The sequence below is a fragment of the Actinoallomurus acanthiterrae genome (genome assembly GCF_054775715.1).
Genome location: NZ_BAAHCO010000001.1, coordinates 3,848,145 through 3,863,867, shown reverse-complemented (window position 1 = coordinate 3,863,867; position 15,723 = coordinate 3,848,145). Strand labels below are relative to the sequence as shown.

At 69.7% G+C, this 15,723-nt stretch carries 21 protein-coding genes; 9 read left to right on the top strand and 12 right to left on the bottom strand.

Annotated elements, in window-relative coordinates:
• The first annotated feature begins 108 nt into the window (after positions 1-108).
• Positions 109-1,080: a zinc-binding dehydrogenase gene (locus ACYVF7_RS18800; RefSeq protein ID WP_460341857.1), complete on the top strand. Its 972-nt coding sequence runs from the start codon at positions 109-111 to the stop codon at positions 1,078-1,080.
• A gap of 27 nt (positions 1,081-1,107) precedes the next feature.
• On the opposite strand, the gene ACYVF7_RS18795 is transcribed toward ACYVF7_RS18800, so the two are convergent.
• Both ACYVF7_RS18795 and ACYVF7_RS18790 read right to left on the bottom strand, forming a co-directional pair.
• A complete protein-coding gene (locus ACYVF7_RS18795; protein WP_460341854.1) occupies positions 1,108-2,025 on the bottom strand; it encodes a DUF1963 domain-containing protein in 918 nt (305 codons plus the stop codon).
• A gap of 73 nt (positions 2,026-2,098) precedes the next feature.
• Positions 2,099-2,773: a TetR family transcriptional regulator gene (locus tag ACYVF7_RS18790; protein WP_460341850.1), complete on the bottom strand. Its 675-nt coding sequence runs from the start codon at positions 2,771-2,773 to the stop codon at positions 2,099-2,101.
• Positions 2,774-2,868: 95 nt separating this feature from the next.
• Between ACYVF7_RS18790 and ACYVF7_RS18785 the strand changes: the two genes are divergently transcribed.
• The gene (locus ACYVF7_RS18785; RefSeq protein WP_460341847.1) at positions 2,869-4,407 is read left to right on the top strand and encodes an FAD-dependent monooxygenase; all 1,539 of its coding nucleotides are present in this window, start codon (positions 2,869-2,871) and stop codon (positions 4,405-4,407) included.
• Between the two features lie 50 nt (positions 4,408-4,457).
• Here the strand turns inward: ACYVF7_RS18785 and ACYVF7_RS18780 are convergent, their stop codons facing one another.
• On the bottom strand, positions 4,458-5,330 hold the full coding sequence (locus tag ACYVF7_RS18780; protein WP_460341844.1) for an SDR family NAD(P)-dependent oxidoreductase: 873 nt from the start codon (positions 5,328-5,330) through the stop codon (positions 4,458-4,460).
• Between the two features lie 96 nt (positions 5,331-5,426).
• Between ACYVF7_RS18780 and ACYVF7_RS18775 the strand changes: the two genes are divergently transcribed.
• Complete coding sequence (locus ACYVF7_RS18775) at positions 5,427-6,017, top strand: TetR family transcriptional regulator (protein WP_460341841.1); 591 nt, start codon at positions 5,427-5,429, stop codon at positions 6,015-6,017.
• 131 nt (positions 6,018-6,148) lie between these two features.
• On the opposite strand, the gene ACYVF7_RS18770 is transcribed toward ACYVF7_RS18775, so the two are convergent.
• A complete protein-coding gene (locus ACYVF7_RS18770) occupies positions 6,149-6,967 on the bottom strand; it encodes an MBL fold metallo-hydrolase (RefSeq protein ID WP_460341838.1) in 819 nt (272 codons plus the stop codon).
• 126 nt (positions 6,968-7,093) lie between these two features.
• On the opposite strand from ACYVF7_RS18770, the gene ACYVF7_RS18765 reads away from it, so the two are divergent.
• Positions 7,094-7,639 carry a hypothetical protein gene (locus ACYVF7_RS18765; protein WP_460341835.1) on the top strand — a complete coding sequence of 182 codons (546 nt, stop codon included), beginning with the start codon at positions 7,094-7,096 and terminating at the stop codon, positions 7,637-7,639.
• On the opposite strand, the gene ACYVF7_RS18760 is transcribed toward ACYVF7_RS18765, so the two are convergent.
• Genes ACYVF7_RS18760 through ACYVF7_RS18750 form a run of 3 tightly spaced genes read right to left on the bottom strand, consistent with a single transcriptional unit; the run spans position 7,636 to position 8,747 of the window.
• Positions 7,636-7,776 (bottom strand): DUF397 domain-containing protein, encoded by a 141-nt coding sequence (locus ACYVF7_RS18760; RefSeq protein WP_460341832.1) that lies wholly within the window; start codon positions 7,774-7,776, stop codon positions 7,636-7,638. The two genes, ACYVF7_RS18765 and ACYVF7_RS18760, sit on opposite strands and share 4 nt — an antisense overlap.
• Complete coding sequence (locus ACYVF7_RS18755; protein ID WP_460341829.1) at positions 7,773-8,555, bottom strand: helix-turn-helix domain-containing protein; 783 nt, start codon at positions 8,553-8,555, stop codon at positions 7,773-7,775. Before ACYVF7_RS18755 ends, ACYVF7_RS18760 begins: the two co-directional genes overlap by 4 nt.
• 24 nt (positions 8,556-8,579) lie before the next feature.
• Positions 8,580-8,747 (bottom strand): hypothetical protein, encoded by a 168-nt coding sequence (locus tag ACYVF7_RS18750; protein ID WP_460341826.1) that lies wholly within the window; start codon positions 8,745-8,747, stop codon positions 8,580-8,582.
• Between the two features lie 243 nt (positions 8,748-8,990).
• Here ACYVF7_RS18750 and ACYVF7_RS18745 point away from each other — a divergent pair, with 243 nt between their 5' ends.
• Positions 8,991-9,230 carry a hypothetical protein gene (locus tag ACYVF7_RS18745; RefSeq protein WP_460341823.1) on the top strand — a complete coding sequence of 80 codons (240 nt, stop codon included), beginning with the start codon at positions 8,991-8,993 and terminating at the stop codon, positions 9,228-9,230.
• Positions 9,231-9,342: 112 nt separating this feature from the next.
• On the opposite strand, the gene ACYVF7_RS18740 is transcribed toward ACYVF7_RS18745, so the two are convergent.
• From ACYVF7_RS18740 to ACYVF7_RS18730, 3 genes are read right to left on the bottom strand one after another with little or no spacing between them, the layout of a single operon-like run.
• A complete protein-coding gene (locus ACYVF7_RS18740; RefSeq protein ID WP_460341820.1) occupies positions 9,343-10,338 on the bottom strand; it encodes an amidohydrolase family protein in 996 nt (331 codons plus the stop codon).
• The gene (locus ACYVF7_RS18735; RefSeq protein WP_460341818.1) at positions 10,335-11,087 is read right to left on the bottom strand and encodes an SDR family NAD(P)-dependent oxidoreductase; all 753 of its coding nucleotides are present in this window, start codon (positions 11,085-11,087) and stop codon (positions 10,335-10,337) included. Before ACYVF7_RS18735 ends, ACYVF7_RS18740 begins: the two co-directional genes overlap by 4 nt.
• The gene (locus ACYVF7_RS18730) at positions 11,084-11,401 is read right to left on the bottom strand and encodes a hypothetical protein (RefSeq protein ID WP_460341816.1); all 318 of its coding nucleotides are present in this window, start codon (positions 11,399-11,401) and stop codon (positions 11,084-11,086) included. The genes ACYVF7_RS18735 and ACYVF7_RS18730 overlap by 4 nt, the downstream gene beginning before the upstream one ends.
• Before the next feature lie 70 nt (positions 11,402-11,471).
• Between ACYVF7_RS18730 and ACYVF7_RS18725 the strand changes: the two genes are divergently transcribed.
• Positions 11,472-12,323 carry a LysR family transcriptional regulator gene (locus ACYVF7_RS18725; protein WP_460341813.1) on the top strand — a complete coding sequence of 284 codons (852 nt, stop codon included), beginning with the start codon at positions 11,472-11,474 and terminating at the stop codon, positions 12,321-12,323.
• A gap of 26 nt (positions 12,324-12,349) precedes the next feature.
• Here ACYVF7_RS18725 and ACYVF7_RS18720 read toward each other — a convergent pair whose 3' ends face one another.
• Together ACYVF7_RS18720 and ACYVF7_RS18715 are read right to left on the bottom strand one after the other, a co-directional pair.
• Entirely contained in the window at positions 12,350-12,850 is a 501-nt protein-coding gene (locus tag ACYVF7_RS18720; protein ID WP_460341810.1) for a GNAT family N-acetyltransferase, read from the bottom strand.
• Positions 12,851-12,948: 98 nt separating this feature from the next.
• Positions 12,949-13,359 (bottom strand): VOC family protein, encoded by a 411-nt coding sequence (locus ACYVF7_RS18715; RefSeq protein ID WP_460341807.1) that lies wholly within the window; start codon positions 13,357-13,359, stop codon positions 12,949-12,951.
• Positions 13,360-13,459: 100 nt separating this feature from the next.
• On the opposite strand from ACYVF7_RS18715, the gene ACYVF7_RS18710 reads away from it, so the two are divergent.
• From ACYVF7_RS18710 to ACYVF7_RS18700, 3 genes are read left to right on the top strand one after another with little or no spacing between them, the layout of a single operon-like run.
• Positions 13,460-14,053 carry a TetR/AcrR family transcriptional regulator gene (locus tag ACYVF7_RS18710; protein ID WP_460341804.1) on the top strand — a complete coding sequence of 198 codons (594 nt, stop codon included), beginning with the start codon at positions 13,460-13,462 and terminating at the stop codon, positions 14,051-14,053.
• The gene (locus tag ACYVF7_RS18705; RefSeq protein WP_460341801.1) at positions 14,050-15,327 is read left to right on the top strand and encodes an FAD-dependent monooxygenase; all 1,278 of its coding nucleotides are present in this window, start codon (positions 14,050-14,052) and stop codon (positions 15,325-15,327) included. Before ACYVF7_RS18710 ends, ACYVF7_RS18705 begins: the two co-directional genes overlap by 4 nt.
• On the top strand, positions 15,284-15,658 hold the full coding sequence (locus ACYVF7_RS18700; RefSeq protein ID WP_460341798.1) for a hypothetical protein: 375 nt from the start codon (positions 15,284-15,286) through the stop codon (positions 15,656-15,658). The genes ACYVF7_RS18705 and ACYVF7_RS18700 overlap by 44 nt, the downstream gene beginning before the upstream one ends.
• Positions 15,659-15,723: the final 65 nt, after the last annotated feature.

Genomic DNA, 15,723 nt, shown 5'->3' with positions numbered 1-15,723 from the left:
CCGCCGTTCCGATTCGCCCGGTCCCTGACGGCCTCGCAGTTGACCTCAACATTAGTTTGGATTGCATGCTCTGTGTGTCCGCGTCGGCAGAACACGGGAGCGAGCGGTATGCGGGTGGTTCAGGTGACACGGTTCGGGGGCCCCGAGGTTCTGGTGCCGGGTCAGGCACCGGATCCGGTGGCCGGGCCAGGCCAGGTCGTGGTCGAGGTGGCGGTCGCGGGCGTGACATTCGTCGAGACGCAGATCCGGCGTGGCAGCGACAAATGGCATGCCAGGCCGGATCTGCCCTATGTTCCGGGCGGTCTGGTGGCGGGCCGGGTGAGCTCGGTTGGATCCCAGGTGGATCCGATGTGGTTGGAGCGGCGTGTCATCGCGGGCACGGGCGAGACAGGCGGCTTCGCCGAACAGGCGGTGGCCGCGGTTGAGAACCTGTTTCCGGTGCCGGACGGGCTTGGTCTGCCGGAGGCCACCGCGCTGCACAGCGATGGCAGTACCGCGCAGGGACTGACCGAGGGTGCCAGGGTCCGTCCCGGTGAGTGGGTGCTGGTAGAAGCGGCGGCCGGTGGCGTCGGCAGCCTGCTGGTGCAGTTGGCCCGTACGGCGGGCGCACGGGTCGTCGGAGCCGCCCGCGGATCACGCAAGCTCGACCTGATCCGGGATCTGGGCGCGGACGCCGTGGTCGACTACTCCGAACCAGGCTGGACCGAGCATGTACTCGAAGCGACCAGCGGCGCGGGACCGGACGTTGTGTTCGACGGCATCGGCGGCGAGATCGGGCGGGCCGCGTTCGAGGTGACGGCCCGCGGCGGGCGTTTCTCAGTGCACGGCGCCTCCAGCGGCCAAGTCACGATCATCGATCCCGCGGAGGCACGCCGCAAGAACGTGGAAGTGATAGGCATCGAGCAACTCTTCGATTTTGGACCACATCTGGTCCGGTGGGCAGAACGGATGATGGCACAAACGGCTGCGGGGCTCATCCGGCCGATCATCGGGCAGACCTTCCCTCTGGAACGCGCCGCTGACGCACATGCCGCGATCGAAGACCGCACCGCCGTGGGAAAGACCCTGCTGCTGATCTGACACCGACCTGCTGAGAAAGGCCCTGGTCTAGAAGCCTTCGTACAAGGCGACGACCTGCTCGTAGTCTCCGTCGCGGAAGGCGTTCGCCGGGAGGACGAAATGCAGGTAGCCGCCGTCGCCCAGGTCATAATGTCCGATAGTGATGATGTGGCGGTAGGGCTCGCCCTGCGACATCTCACCCAGTAGTGCGAAGCCGTTCTCCAGGTGCGGCCAGCCGAACGCCTGGTCGGGCGAGAAGTACACGTCCTCGTATTTGTAAAGGCCCTGCTCCTTCTCGCAGAACTCGGTCCAGGCATCACCGAACCGGTCCGAGACCATCCAGCCCGGCATCGACTCGTAGTAAATGGACCCTTCCGTCTCCCCGCCGTAATCCAGCGTGTCGAGGATCCGGTCGTAGCTGACGCCGCGTGTTGACGGAAGCGTCACGACCGGCACCGCGTAGAACGGCTCAGGGCCGCGGGTCGACGCCGGTGCGGGCGCCTCCATCTCGATCGCCCGTGCGGGGTCCGCGGGGATGATCCGGCAGTGTCGTGGATCCTCGAAGTCGAGGCCGGGAGCGTCCGCGAGCACGTATCCGCGCTCGATGTCCGGATCGCAGTAGAAGATGTTGAGGAGCCCGTCGCCGGCGGGTGGGCGCTCGTCGCCGAGCCAGGGGCCGAGGGCGTCGACGTCCAGCACCGCGTACAGGCTCAGCGGAACGCCCTCGTACTCCGGCCACGGCGTGCCGGGGTTCAGCAGCGCCGGGCCGCCCCAACGGCTGTGTCCTGCCGCCGCGATGCCGGGCTTCACCGGACGCAGCCCGAACGCCGGCTTGGCCAGCGCCGCCACCTGCGTCCCGATGCGCTCGCCCAGATGCTCGACGCACAGCTCCCGCACTCTCGCGCACGCGTCCGTGTAGCTCGCGTGAAGTGGCGCTGCGAGGGGCGTCTGGTCAGGCGGCGTCATGATCATGATTATGACCGGCGGAGCGATGCCGTGTGCGGCGATCCGAACCGCACGGACGTCTACCGGCCGGGCGTCACGCCGATGATTTCGGGGCGCCGCCGGGCGCTGCCGCGACGAGGCCCGTGATGAGGACGTCCAGGGCGCGCTCGAAGTCCACCTGAGGGTCGGCCGCCGGCAGGGTCGTCAGCAGGCGGCTGAAGTGGGGAAGGCGGGCCGGATCGATCCGCCGGGCGAACAGGTCGACCTGCGTGCCACCGGCCTCGGCGGGGAGGTCGTCGGCCGTGAACCCGCCGGTGGACAGCAGGAGCGAGCCGAAGATCACGCTGTTGACGGCGGTGAGCATCCGGCGTACGTCGTCGTCAGGGAAGCTGGCCTCGAACAGGGCGCCGACGAGGGCGTCGAGCGGCCGCAGCGCCGTCTCGGAGGTCGGGTTGGCCTGGTCGCTGGCCAGCGCGAGGGGGACGACGGGGTGGCGGCTGAACGCGCGGTACATGCTCAACGCGATGGCGCGCACCCGGTCCGGCCACGGTAGGGCGGGGTCGGGACAGTCGATCTCGCCGAACACCCGCTCCGCCATGCCGTCGAGGATGTCGGCCTTGTTGGAGACGTGGTTGTAGAGCGACATCGCCTCGACGCCCAGGGACTTGGCCAGCTTCCGCATGGACAGCCCGTCCAGGCCCTCCTCGGCGGCCAGGGCCAGGGCGGCGTCCAGGATCTTCTCGCGGTTCAGCGGCTCGCGTCGTGCCATCCGGTTCTTGGTCCTCCTCATTCGGCTTGACAGAACTTACACCGTACGTGCTCTACTTACGCCGTAAGCATACGCCGTAAGTAAGGAGCGTTCTCGTGACCGATGTCATCGTGGTCGGTGGCGGACCGACGGGCCTGTTGCTGGCCGCGGAGCTGAAACTGGCGGGCGTCGACCCGCTCGTCCTCGAGGCGGCGGACGGCGCCGAACGGCGGACCCGCAGCCTCGGCCTGCGGTCGATCAACACCCGCAGCAGTCAGACGCTGGCGCTGCGCGGGCTGGCCGAACCGCTGCTCGCGGCCCAATGGGCGATGTTCGACCGGCTGTCGGCCGACAGCCGACCGGACCGCGCCGACCTCGTCGCCCTCCTGGTGAGCGCCGTCCGGCAAGGTCGCACGCGGGGCCACTTCAGCGGTCTGCCGTTGCTGGAGGACACGACGGGAGACCCGGCCGACTACGTCATGATCCGGCAGCATGTGCTCGAGCAGATCCTCGCCGACCACGCCACCGCGCTCGGCGTACGGATCCGGACCGGCCAGGAGGTGGTCGACGTCTCCGACGAGGGCACCGGCGTACGCGCCGTGCTGGCCGACGGTACGACCCTCGACGCGGCCTACCTGGTCGGGTGCGACGGCGGCCGCAGCACGGTGCGCAAGCGGTCCGGCATCGCGTTCCCCGGCACCCCTCCGACGATGACCGGGCGCACCGCCGTCGCCGAACTCTCCGACCCCGACGCCCTCACCTCGTCCCTCCGGAGCCCCGGCGGACTGCTGAACCTGTCACTGGTGCCCGGCGAGGTCGCCACCATCGAGTTCGACGGCGGCCCCGGCGACCGGGAGACGCCGATGACCGTGGAAGAGATGCAGGCCAGCATCTGCCGGGTGAGCGGCGAAGAGGCGACCGTCACCCGGCTGGAGACCGGCATCCGGTACAGCGACAACACCCGCCACGCGCAGACCTACCGGCGCGGCCGCATCCTGCTCGCCGGCGACGCCGCGCACGTCCACTCCCCCATCGGCGGCCAGGGCCTCAACCTCGGCCTGCAGGACGCGGTCAACCTCGGCTGGAAGCTCGCGCTGGTCGCCTGCGGCCACGCGCCGGAACGCCTGCTCGACACCTACACCGCCGAACGGCACCCCGTCGCGGCACGCGTGCTGCGCAACACCCGCGCCCAGGTCGCCCTGATGCGCCCCGGCCCGCAGACGGACGCCCTGCGCGAGGTGTTCTCCGAGGTGCTGACGATGCCGACCGCCAAGCGCCACTTCGTCGAGGTGGCCAACGGCCTGGACATCGACTACGCCCCGGAGCCGGCGCATCCCCTGGTCGGCCGGTTCATGCCCGCCTTGGACCCGGACGACGCGGGGGCGGCTCAGGCCCTCCTGCGCGAGGGCCGAGGAGCGCTGCTCGACCTGGCCGGCTCGGCTTGGCTGCACTCGGCCGCCGACGGATACGCCGATCGGGTACGGGTGGTCCGCGCGCGTGGCGGCTCGTCTCATGGCCCGGCCGCAGTGCTCGTACGCCCCGACGGCTACGTCGCCTGGGCGGCGTCACACGACGGCCCGGCCGACCGTACGGGTCTCGCGGACGCGCTCGCGGCCTGGTTCGGGTCACCGGCCGGCGTCACGGCCACCGCCTGACGGCCGACGACTCTCGTCGCGGCCCGTGAAGTCCCGGGAAACCCGGGGCTTCACACCGGGCTCAGCCCACTGAGCCGCCCGCACAGCGACCACACCGCCTCCTGCCCTCGAGCGTCAAGGGCACCTGCCGGCCAGGGCACTCGGCGCGTACGGGCGTCAAAGTACGCACCCGTGATCCCTTCCACTTCGGGACTGGACGCCAGATGGATGCTGGAGCGTGCGGCCTTGGCCAGGTCCGACAGCAGTAGTGGACCCAGCAGTCTGACCAGCGGGGCGACGGGCCGGTAGACGTAGGGGAACGCCCGCATCGGGATGGCTCGGTTGCCGGGCGTGGAGGCGTGCCCCGGGTAGGCGACGTTGACGGTCACCTCCTCCCCCAGCAGCGAGGCGAACCGGTGACTCATCGCCATCAGCGCCGTCTTGGTGTGGTTGTACTGGGTGAATCTCCAGCCGAGGAACACCTTCTCGCCCTGCAGGTTGTCCGGGTCGATCGTCCCGTCGGGCAGGCCGCCGGTCAGGTTGACCACGCGCGCCCGGCGCGCCGTGCGCAACAGCGGCAGCAGCAGGCACGTGAGGGTGTACGGGGCGAGGACGTTAACGGCGAACGTGGCCTCGACGCCGTCCCGAGTGAGCCGCCGTTCGGCGTTCACTCCGCCGGCGTTGTTGACCAGGACGTCGAGGCGGTCGTACCGCTCGGCGACCTGCTCGGTGAGGCTCCGCAGCCCGGCCAGGTCCGAAAGGTCCGCGGGGAGCGCCACGACCTCGCCGCCCGCCTCCCGTGACAGTTCGTCGGCGGAGTCCTTCGCCCGATCGGGGTTTCGTCCGACGACGATCACCTTGGCGCCGAGTCGGGCCAGGCCCCTGGCGGTCTCCTTGCCGATCCCCGCCGTACCCCCGGTCACCAGGACGGTCTTGCCGTGCATGGGCCTTCTCCTCACATCCGCGAGCACGTCGACAGCCACAGCATATGTCACTCAGTGCCATATTCGTCTCGTGATGCCATAACCTATCCTCAGTGCATGACACGTGGGGAGACGACGGGGTTGCGGGAGCGGACACGGCGCGCGGTACGAGCCGAGCTGGCGGAGCTGGCGCTGGGACTGTTCGTCGAACGCGGCTATGAGCGGACCACGGTGGAGGACATCGCGGCCGCCGCGGGCCTGTCCAGACGCAGCTTCTTCCGCTACTTCCCGACCAAGGAGGACGTGCTGTTCGGTGACGTCGACGACCTCGCCGAGCAGATCGCCGCGGAGATCCGCGCGCGGCCCGGCGACGAGGACGCGTGGGCATGCCTGCACACCGTGCTGCGCGACTGGGAGCCACGCATCCACACCGCCCAGCGAGAGCTGACCGGCCTGCGTCTCATCGAGACGACCCCGGCGCTGCGTGCGCGGCTGCACCAGCGACGCGACGAACTCCGCGACCGGATCGCCACCGCGCTACGGGAACGCCCCGGCGCGCCCCTCGACGCCTTCACGGCAGACCTGCTCACCGCCGCCGCCGGCGCCGCCCTGGACGCGGTCGCCCGCGAGTGGCTGCGCTCAGACGGCACCGCGGACCGCGCCGCCCTCATCGACCAGGCCTTCACGCTCCTGACCCCACGCCCCTGAGGAGAAGGTGATTCGAGCGTCCAACGAGTCCGACGGGCAGGGCGCGTGCTCTGAACCGGCCGATCATGCCGCGATGAAAGCGGCGTGATCTTCTATCTCGGCGCGGAGGCCGTTGGCGGCGGTGTCGGGGATCAGCCGCGACGCAGAGGAGTCCAAGAGCCGTGCTCGGCGGCGCTGAGCAGGGCGGAGAGGCCTGCCTCGTGGAAGGCCAGTTCCAGGTCGTCGCGTCCTTCGGAGAAGTGGGCCCAGCCGTCGTAGTGGGCAGGGACGACCACGTCGACGCCGAGGACGGCCGCCGCGGCCGCGGCGCGGCGGCTGTCCAGGGACAGAGGGCGTCCGTCGAACTTCGCGGCCACCCGGGCGGCTCCGGCGTGCAACACGGCGGCATCGACAGCCGGTACGCGCCGGGAGATCTCGGCCACGGTACGGATCGAGGCGTTGTCGCCGCTGACGTAGACCGTGGGCAGGCCTTGTCCTGACAGAACGAAGCCGATGACCTCGCAGTTGACGTTGCCGTCCGCATCGCGTTCGCCGTCCTCGGGGCCGTGGACGGCCGGGACCGCGAGCACGGTCAGCTCGCCGGCGCCGTCCGGGCGAGGCAGGGAGTGGCTGGTCCAGGGGGCAAGGCCGACGGCCGGGGAGCCGAGTGCGCCGGCGGAGCGGGGACCGGTCAGGACCAGCGGGGCGGACAGCGCGAAGGCCCGGCCGCGGTCGTCGAGGTTGTCCGGGTGGGCCTCGTGGCTGACCAGGACGAGGTCGACGGCGCCGACCTGCTCCTCCGTCGCGACCGGCCCAGCCGTCTTGGTGAGGTATCCGTGCGGACCGGGCGGGTCGAACGTGGGGTCGCTGACGATCCGCAAGCCGCCGAGGTCGATGACGACGGTCGGGCCGCCGAGGACGGTCGCAGCGCACTCCTGCCGGATCAGCGGGTCGGTCGTCATCGCGGTCATGGCTCCTTGGTCGCGCTCCGCACGGGCCGGTCGGATGGCCTCGGGGGGTAACAGCACCGATGCTAGAGCCGTGCCCACGTCCGGGAACGTGCGGGTTGCTTCCTCGAGATCGCTATCGTCGGCGGCGTGACCGAATCGCCCGCGCCCGCCAAATCCCGGCACCTCGTCGTGCACGACTATGGAATGGGCGGCCTCTGGTGGTGGATCTGGGCCTCGTCGCCGCAACAGATCGTGGACACGTTCGCCGAGGTCGAGGTGGTCGACGACCCGGATGCCGTGTCACGGGCGGAGGAGACGTGGTCCCTCGACGAGGTCGACATCGACGCGCCGTCGCTCGATTCGGCGCTCACCGGGCTACGCGACAAGAGGAACGGCTACCGGGACCAGCCCGGTTACGGAGCCCTGATCGGCCGGAACCGCGTCTACCTCGACATGCCTGATGAAGAGGACGAAGGCGCCAGATACCTGGTGGAGTTCGGCCCCGACGGACGATGGCTCCGCCAGGTCGCCCTCACCGGCGACGGCCCCGGCACCAAGACGGAGTCCGGCGACTGGCCGATCAACCCACCCCTCGACCTCTACGACCCGAAATACGTGGCGATGGAGATCGACGCGGCGGTTTTCGAAGAGGAGTGGGGTCGGGCGTTGCCCGACCCCGAAGACCCGCGTTAGCTGGTCGTTACGGCGACCTCGACGCAGTTGCCTCCCGTGTCATCGCTACGGCCGGACTTGCGCCACTCGGCCACCTCGACACATTGGCTTCCCGTGTCGTTGCTACGGCTGGACTTGCGCCATTCCAGATCGCTCACGTACTCCAGAGCTCCTCAGCTACTTTGCGAATCAGGTCTCTCGACATGTCCGCGGGCAGGGCTTCGGTCCGGATCGATTCCCACGATGACACCACCGTAGCTAGATCTTCCGGCCGTGTGGAGACCGCTCCGCCGAACGCATTGTCCGCCTGCGCGGTCTCACTCCCGTCCTCCGCGGTGGCTACGGCGAATGGACCGCGAACGCCACGGTGGGCCCGGCTCGGAACGACCTGGATGCTGACGTTCTCCCGTTCGCTGACCTTGAGGAGGTGCTGGAGTTGCTCGTACATCACCTTGCCACCGCCGATATTTCGTCGTAGCGCGCTCTCGTCGAGGACGCAGTACAGCGCCGGTGGGCTTTCCCGCGCGAGGATGCTCTGCCGCAGTAGACGCGCCTCGACCGCCGCTTCGTCTCCGCCCAGGAGCGCGCGGGCGTAGTCGGGCGTCTGGAGTAGTCCGTGTATGAGGTCGATCTCGAAGACGCGGAGTTGGACGGCACCGTCTTCGACCGGGATCCAGTCGACGAACCATGCCGGGTAGGCGGGGGCGCCCTTGCGCCAGTCGAGGGTGCGGGACAGTGCGCCGCCGGTTTCCAGGGCCTCGTCGGCGTCCTTGGCGAACTCGGGGGTCGCCGGGGCCTGGCCGGTCTCGATGGAGCTGATCAAGGACTCCGAGCAGAAGATCTTCGCTGCCAGCTGGGCCTGGGTGAGGGAGGCGGCCTTGCGGTAGTGGCGTAGTTCGCGGCCCCATATGGCTTGTGGGGCGTAGTACTGGTTCATTCGAGTTATCTCCTTTGCCCGAATTCAGGATCGCTTCAGCGCGATCCCAGAGATCACCGCGTCGTCTTCGGATTCCGGAATGGCGACCGGAACGCTTCCACAGCGTAAACGGCGCACGTCAATCTGGATGGGTAATTCCGGCAACGCGAAAGGGCGATCATGATGGTGGCAAAGGGTCAGGAAGACGTCCACGAGTTGGGCCGGCGCCTCTCAATGGCGTGCGGCGTGGCGGGTCTCACGGCGGAGGAGATAGCTCCGACACGGATCCGCGTCGGCTTTCCGGGCGCCGGGATGCTAGCCGAGATCATCCGGTGCATGCCGGACGCGTCAGAGCAACTGCACTGGTGGTGGTCGTGGGGCGATCCCATCTGCCCGGCCGAGGAGATCGACAAGGCCGTCACGATGATCATCCACGTCGTCAGGCCGGAGTGAACGATGGCCGACGACGCCACACCGGACGCCATTACCCGACTGATGCGTTCAGTCGAGGAGTTCTACGCCGCCTTGCGCTCATCACCGTACGGCGGCGTGTCGCACATCGCCGAGTTGGCGCGACTCAACGTACTGATTCAAAAGTATCCCGACGAGGCGCGCCGAATGATCGACGGCACGAGCCGGAAAAGCCGGGCCAGTGAATCCGGCGAATCAGACTCCCCAGGGGTGCCCGCTGTTTAAGGTCCGTCTACTCAGGCGATAATTTTCTCACCTGAGTAGACGACCCAAAACAAACCGCAAAGCCTGCATACCGAAAAGGGCCCAGTGTCCACAGTGGGCGAGATGGTCCGGCCTAGGCGATGCCGAACACGCGCTCGGCCGTGCGGTGGCCGATCGCCGTCCGCTGGTCGTCGGTCAGCGGCGCGTCCCGCAGGAAGGCGACGGCGGCTTCGGGGTCCTCGTACGGGTAGTCGATCGCGAACATGATTCTGTCCTCGCCGACCGCGCGCAGGGCCAGCCCGAGCACGTCCGGATCGTCGATGCCGCTCGTGGTGATCACGAAGTTGCGCCGGAAGTACTCGCTCGGCGTGAGCGACAGGCGCGGCATCGGCGTGGCCGCCCCGACCGTCCGCGTCGCGAACGCGTGCCGGTTGTCGATCCGCCGCAGCCAGTACGGGATGCCTTCGCCGAGGTGCCCGAGCACGACGGTCAGCCCGGGGTGGCGGTCCAGCGTGCCGCTGAGGATGAGCCGCATGGCGTGCAGCCCGGCCTCGGCCTGGTAGCCCCAGATCGCCCCGGGCAGCCCGTAGTCGCGGTAGGCGGCGAGCATGCTCGGCGCCCGTGGGTGCAGGTAGACCGGCGCCCGGTTCGCCTCGGCCGCCTCCAGCAGGGGCGTGAACTCCGGCTCGTCCAGGTACCGTCCGCCGGTGTGCGAGTTGATCATGATGCCGTTGAGCCCGAGCGGACCCATGGCCCGCTCGATCTCGCCGGCCGCGGCGACCGGATCCTGCGGCGCCACCGTGGCCAGCCCGCCGAACCGGCCCGGGTGCCGCCGTACGATCGCGGCCAGCGCGTCGTTGAACGCCTGGGCCAGCGGCACCGCGTCGGCCGCCGGATAGGGCTGGACCCCGGGCGGATTGAGGCTGAGCACCGCCATGTCCTGTCCGAGCGCGTCCATCTCCCGCAGCCGGGCATCGAGATCGACGAGCCGAGCGCGACGCTCAGCAGGGCGTTCCACCGTACGCATCAGATCCATCTCGGTCTCGTCGCCCGGCACGACGTCCAAGCCGTGCGCGACGCACAGGAACGCCTCGGTGGACATGTGCTCCTCAACCGCGATGACGATCATGCCCGCCGTCCGCCGTCGACCGACATCGCGATCCCGGTGACGAAGGACGCAGCGTCCGAGCAGAGCCACACCGCCGCCGCCGCGGCCTCCTCCGGCGTGGCCAGCCGGCCGAGCGGCGTGATCGCCGCCTGCCGCGCGATCATGTCGGTGCCGGCCGCCACCCTTTCGAACCCGGGAGTGAGGGTCGGGCCGGGGCAGACGGCGTTGACCCGGATGTCGTCCGGTGCGTAGTCGACCGCGGCGACCTTGGTGAGCCCGACGATGCCGTGTTTGGCGGCCACGTAGGCGGGGGCGGTCGGGATCGCGTACAGGCCGCCGTTGGAGGCGACGTTGACGATCGCGCCGCCGCCGCGCCGTCGCAGGAGGGGCAGTTCGTACTTCATGCACAGGAAGGTCCCGGCCAGGTTGACGTGGACCACGCGCTCGAACTCGTCCAGGGTCATCTGGTCGAGCTGCCGGTGGTGCGACGCCAGGCCGGCGTTGTTCACGGCGAAGTCGAGGCCGCCGTACGCCGTGACCGTGCGCTCGACGGCCGCCTCCACGGAGCGTTCGTCGGCGATGTCGACCGTGACGGTCAGCGCTTCCCCGCCGTCTTTCCTGATCATCTCGGTGGTCTCGGCCGCCGTGCTCTCGTCGACGTCGAGCACGGCGACCGCCGCACCACCGCGGGCGAACTCCAGCGCCGCCGCGCGGCCGATCCCACTGCCGGCGCCGGTGACCAGTCCCACCTTTCGGGAGACGTCGCTCATGCCAGTGCCTCGTGGTTCGCCCAGGCGACCTTGTACGGGTGCCGCGACTGCCAGCGGTCGATGACCTCGTGGATGCCGGGCGCGCTGAACCCCTTCGCCAGCGCGTCGATGTCGGCCACGGTGATCTGCACGATCGCGGTCGCGATCAGCGCCGGAATGGCCTCCTCGCCGGGGATGGGGATGTGACGCCGGGCCACGACCGACTGCACGAAACCGGCGTCGAGCATGGCCCGTTCGATATCCGTGAGGTATTGGTCGAGCTCGGTTTCGGGCAGAGGCTGATCGAAGGAAACGATCATCGTGTGATTGATCATGCATCGATTCTCGAGGGCGTACGCCGCTGATGTCCAAGACCGGCTGGATCTTCAGCGATAACCTGGAGGCATGGTTGAACTGGAGACCCGCGAGCTCGAGTACTTCATCGCGGTCGCCGACGAGCTGCACTTCGGCCGGGCCGCCGTCCGGCTCTCGATCGCCCAGCCCGCGCTCTCGAAGGCGATCCGGCGGATCGAGACCCGGCTCGGCGTCCCGCTGTTCATCCGCTCAAGCCGGCACGTCGAACTCACCCCGGCCGGGGAGGCGTTGCAGGAACACGGGCGGCACGCGCTCAACGCGGTCAGCGCCGCCGTCCGGAACGCCCGGCACGCCGGCGACGTCCAGGCCCCCCTGCGGCTCGTACTCAAGCCCGGCGGCGACGCCGGCCTGCTGTCCGGGATCCTGGCCGAATACGCCCACGAGCCCGACGCCCGCCGGGTGGACATCCTGTTCAGCGGCCCCGCCGACCGCACCGACTTCCTGCTCGACGGCCGGGCCGACGTCGGCCTGCTCTACGCGCCGTTCGACGATCTTGGCGGCCTGGCTCACGAGACGCTGGTCACCGAGGGCCGCGTGGTCGTCGTCCCATCCGGACACCGGCTGGCCCAGCGGGCTTCGATACACATGTCCGATCTAGAGGGTGAGACGCTGCCGCACTGGAAAGGGATCCCCGGGGGCGACGGCACCGGCCCCGAGGTCACCGACGTAATCCAGCTGTTCCACATGATCACGATGCGCCGGATGATCGGGGTGCTGCCCCGCTCCCTGGTCGAACCGGCCCCGGACGGCCTGGTCCTCGTCCCGGTTACCGACGCACCGCCCAGCCGCCTCGTGCTCGCCTGGAACGAACAGGACCGCCGACCGCTGGTCGCGTCGTTCGTGGCCGCCGCGCTCAGACCACGCCGAGACGACACGGGCTGACCGACGCGGCGCCTCCACTGCTGCCGTCATACGCGAGAAGAAAGGTCGCGCTGATACCAGGTGCCTGGTTTCCCGCCGAGATGCGCCGGGTCGGCCGGGCCGGTCGGGACGAACCCGGCCTTGGTCAGCACCTTCTGGGACGCGGCGTTCTCGCGGGAGGTGGCCGCCCTGAGTGTGCGCAGCCCGTGCCGCGCCGCCGCCAGCCGGCACAGCTCCTGGACGGTCGCGGTCGCCACGCCTCGGCCGGCGACGTGCTGCGCGACCCGGTAGCCGAGCTCGGCGGTGCCGTCCTCGACGAAGAGCAGATTGAACCGGCCGAGGATCGAGCCGTCCTCGGCGACGAGCACGTAGAAGGCGCCGACGCCGGCCTCCTGCTCGGCCAGCAAGGCGCTGTACAGGTCGGTGAACCGGTCGTAGAACTCGTCGCCGCGGTCGGAGATCGAGGTAGCGAAGTAGGCGCGGTTCGCCAGTTCGAAGGCCAGGACCGCCGGGCCGTGGTCGGCATGCAGCCGCTGCAGCTCAGGCACCGCCCGACTCTACCCAGATGGCGCGCTGAGGCCACCCGAATTTCCGCCGGCGGCAGACAGCCCCAAGACCAGGGACCTTCCGATCCACGGCTGGAGTGCTAACCCGGGTAAACGGTGCCTTCCTCGACGAAGCAGAGGGGGTTGCCCCACGGGTCCTGAGCGTAGAACGAACGCTCGCCCCACGGGCGTACGGCGATCGCGCCGGCGGGCGCGTCGTGCACCAGCTCGGTCGACAGGCACCCCAGCGTCTCCGCTCGCCCGAAGACGGCTTCGAGATCGCCGACGGTGAAGTAGAGCGCCTTCGCCGCGGGGTGCGGCGCCTGCTGGGGCACCTCCTGTACGGAGATGGTGACGGGTCCGCACTCGAAGTACGCGCGCGCCCCGGCCTGCCTGCGCCCCTCGATGCCGAACAGCCGGCCGTAGAAGACGAGCGCCTCGTCGAGGTCGCCGACCTCCACGCTGAGCCGGAAGAAGCGTGGAACGTCCCCGGATGCTCCGATCGGTGCCATGTCAGTCGCCCTCCTTGTGGCCGGGCCGCCGGGCCATGTTATCGTTTGGACGATCGTCCAGAACGAACGCTCAGGGCGTTCGACCAAGGAGTGCGCTGCGATGGGTACGACTGCGGATCGGGGCCGTGAGGTGCGGCAGCGGCTGCTGAAGGCGGCGGCCGACTTGATCGCGGAGCGGGGCTGGGCGGCGGTCAGCACCCGCATGCTGGCCGAGCGGGCCGGTGTGGCCTCTGGCGTGGTGCACTACCACTTCGCGTCGGTGCAGGCGCTGCTGGCCGAGGCGGCTCTGACCGTGGTGCGCGGTCTTCTCGAGCAGATGGGCCCGGCCCTGGAAGGGGCGCGGACGCCGGACGAGGCGCTCGGCATGATGGTGGGCTTCCTCGAGGACTACGACGGCCGGGATCCGACGTCGCTGCTGTTCGCCGAGACGTACCTGGCCGCGGGCCGCGACGAGGAGCTGCGCCGATCGCTGGGCGAGATCGTCACCGAGTTCCGGCGGCAGTTCGCAGGCCGGCTGGCCGAGCACAAGGTGGCCTCGCCCGAGGCGACCGCCGCGGTGCTGGCCGCCGCGATCGACGGCATCATGCTGCACCGCGCGCTCCTCCCAGGCCCGGACGCCGCGGATCTGACGGCCGTGCTGCGCCGGCTCGTCGCGCCCACCGAGTTCGCACGAGAGGACAGGGAGATCCCATGAAGGTCGTCATCTGCGGAGCCGGCATCGCCGGGCTGGCCCTCGCCCAGTGTCTCGATGCCTTCGGAGCCGAGGTCGTGGTCGTGGACAAGGCTCCCGGCCCGCGCCCCCAGGGCTACATGATCGACTTCTTCGGCCCCGGCTACGACGCCGCCGAGGCCATGGGCGTGCTCCCCCGCATCCGCGAGCTGGGACACCACGTCGATGAGATGACCTACCGGGACGAGCACGGCCGTCCGCGTTCCCGTATGCGCTTCGCGCAGTTCGCCAAGATCGTGAACGGGCGGCTGGTCAGCATCATGCGCCCCGACCTGGAGCGCGCTCTGCGCGAACACGTCCCCGACCGGGTCGACGTGCGCTACGGCACCACGCTCACCCGCATCGACAACCGTACGGACAGCGTCACGGTCACCCTCGCCGGCGGCGGCACGATCGAAGCGGATCTGCTGGTGGGCGCCGACGGCATCCACTCCACCGTCCGCCGTCAGGTCTTCGGCGCCGAGCGGGACTTCCTGCGGTACCTGGGGTTCCACACCGCCGCGTACTCGTTCGACGACGCGGACGTCCACGACCGGGTGGCCGGGCAGTTCTGCCTGACCGACACCGTCGACCGGCAGATGGGCTTCTACGGGCTGCACGACCGGCGCGTGGCGGTGTTCGCCGTGCACCGCGCGCCCGCCCCCTCGCCGCCGGCCGATCCACGCGCGGCGGTCCGCCGCGAGTACGGGACGCTCGGCTGGGTGGTGCCGCGCGCCCTGGCCGCCTGCCCGCCGCCGGAAGAGGTGTACTACGACCAGGTCGCCCAGATCGAGATGCCGACCTGGAGCCGGGACCGTGTCGTACTGATCGGCGACGCCGCGTACGCGGTGTCCCTGCTGGCCGGTCAGGGGGCCTCCCTGGGCATCACCGGCGCGTACGTCCTGGCCGAACACCTGTCCCGCGCCGATACGGTCGAGACCGCGCTGGAACGCTACGAACGGATGCTGCGCCCGGTGGTCGCCGACAAGCAGCAGGCGGCCCGGAAGGGGACGCGCTGGTTCATCCCCGCCACGACCCGGCAGCTGCGGATCCGGCGGGCGGCCCTCAGATTGTCCGGGCTCCCGGTCGTCGACCGGTACGTCGCCGCCGCTCTCTCCGGCAAGTCCACCGCCATCATCACCAACTTGCGCGCGACCGCTCAGCGGAGCACCATCCCCAGCGCCCCTGATTCACGCCGGCTGGGAGAGGATCGCATTGGAAATCGAGGTCGACCCGGCGGTGTTCGCCCACGATGGTGACTCCTCGAACGAGAAAGTGATCATCGTGGGCTCGTCCGATCCGAGTGCTGCGAAACTGGCTCTCTTCCGGGCGGGCCAACGCTTCTACGCGGTCGCCGAGGACGGGCGGGAACTCAGCGGTGAGGAGGCGGATGCCGCAGCCGGTGACCTCTACACGCCGAACTGGGTTTCGGATGTACGTCTCGCGCCTCGCGGCCCCTGGGTCTACGTGGATTGCAAGGGTTACATATGGCCGGCGATGCGCGAACGGATGATCAAGATCTTGGTCGAGGAGCTCGAACGTGCGGGCGTGAGCGCGCGTGTTGAGGTGCCCAGTGATGACGAGCTCTGAGGTGCCGCGATCCGCGGGCGGCTGAGAGTTCAGCCGGGATGAGTTGATCGGGTAGAGATCGGTGA

Bases quoted from the DNA above. Each gene is read 5' to 3' on its own strand.
- ACYVF7_RS18800 (WP_460341857.1), top strand. From the start codon at position 109: ATGCGGGTGGTTCAGGTGACACGGTTCGGGGGCCCCGAGGTTCTGGTG.
- ACYVF7_RS18775 (WP_460341841.1), top strand. From the start codon at position 5,427: ATGACACGTGGGGAGACGACGGGGTTGCGGGAGCGGACACGGCGCGCG.
- ACYVF7_RS18715 (WP_460341807.1), bottom strand. From the start codon at position 13,359: ATGGCACCGATCGGAGCATCCGGGGACGTTCCACGCTTCTTCCGGCTC.
- ACYVF7_RS18755 (WP_460341829.1), bottom strand. From the start codon at position 8,555: ATGAACCAGTACTACGCCCCACAAGCCATATGGGGCCGCGAACTACGC.
- ACYVF7_RS18710 (WP_460341804.1), top strand. From the start codon at position 13,460: ATGGGTACGACTGCGGATCGGGGCCGTGAGGTGCGGCAGCGGCTGCTG.
- ACYVF7_RS18730 (WP_460341816.1), bottom strand. From the start codon at position 11,401: ATGATCAATCACACGATGATCGTTTCCTTCGATCAGCCTCTGCCCGAA.
- ACYVF7_RS18740 (WP_460341820.1), bottom strand. From the start codon at position 10,338: ATGATCGTCATCGCGGTTGAGGAGCACATGTCCACCGAGGCGTTCCTG.
- ACYVF7_RS18735 (WP_460341818.1), bottom strand. From the start codon at position 11,087: ATGAGCGACGTCTCCCGAAAGGTGGGACTGGTCACCGGCGCCGGCAGT.
- ACYVF7_RS18790 (WP_460341850.1), bottom strand. From the start codon at position 2,773: ATGGCACGACGCGAGCCGCTGAACCGCGAGAAGATCCTGGACGCCGCC.
- ACYVF7_RS18780 (WP_460341844.1), bottom strand. From the start codon at position 5,330: ATGCACGGCAAGACCGTCCTGGTGACCGGGGGTACGGCGGGGATCGGC.
- ACYVF7_RS18705 (WP_460341801.1), top strand. From the start codon at position 14,050: ATGAAGGTCGTCATCTGCGGAGCCGGCATCGCCGGGCTGGCCCTCGCC.
- ACYVF7_RS18795 (WP_460341854.1), bottom strand. From the start codon at position 2,025: ATGACGCCGCCTGACCAGACGCCCCTCGCAGCGCCACTTCACGCGAGC.
- ACYVF7_RS18725 (WP_460341813.1), top strand. From the start codon at position 11,472: ATGGTTGAACTGGAGACCCGCGAGCTCGAGTACTTCATCGCGGTCGCC.
- ACYVF7_RS18770 (WP_460341838.1), bottom strand. From the start codon at position 6,967: ATGACCGCGATGACGACCGACCCGCTGATCCGGCAGGAGTGCGCTGCG.
- ACYVF7_RS18745 (WP_460341823.1), top strand. From the start codon at position 8,991: ATGGCCGACGACGCCACACCGGACGCCATTACCCGACTGATGCGTTCA.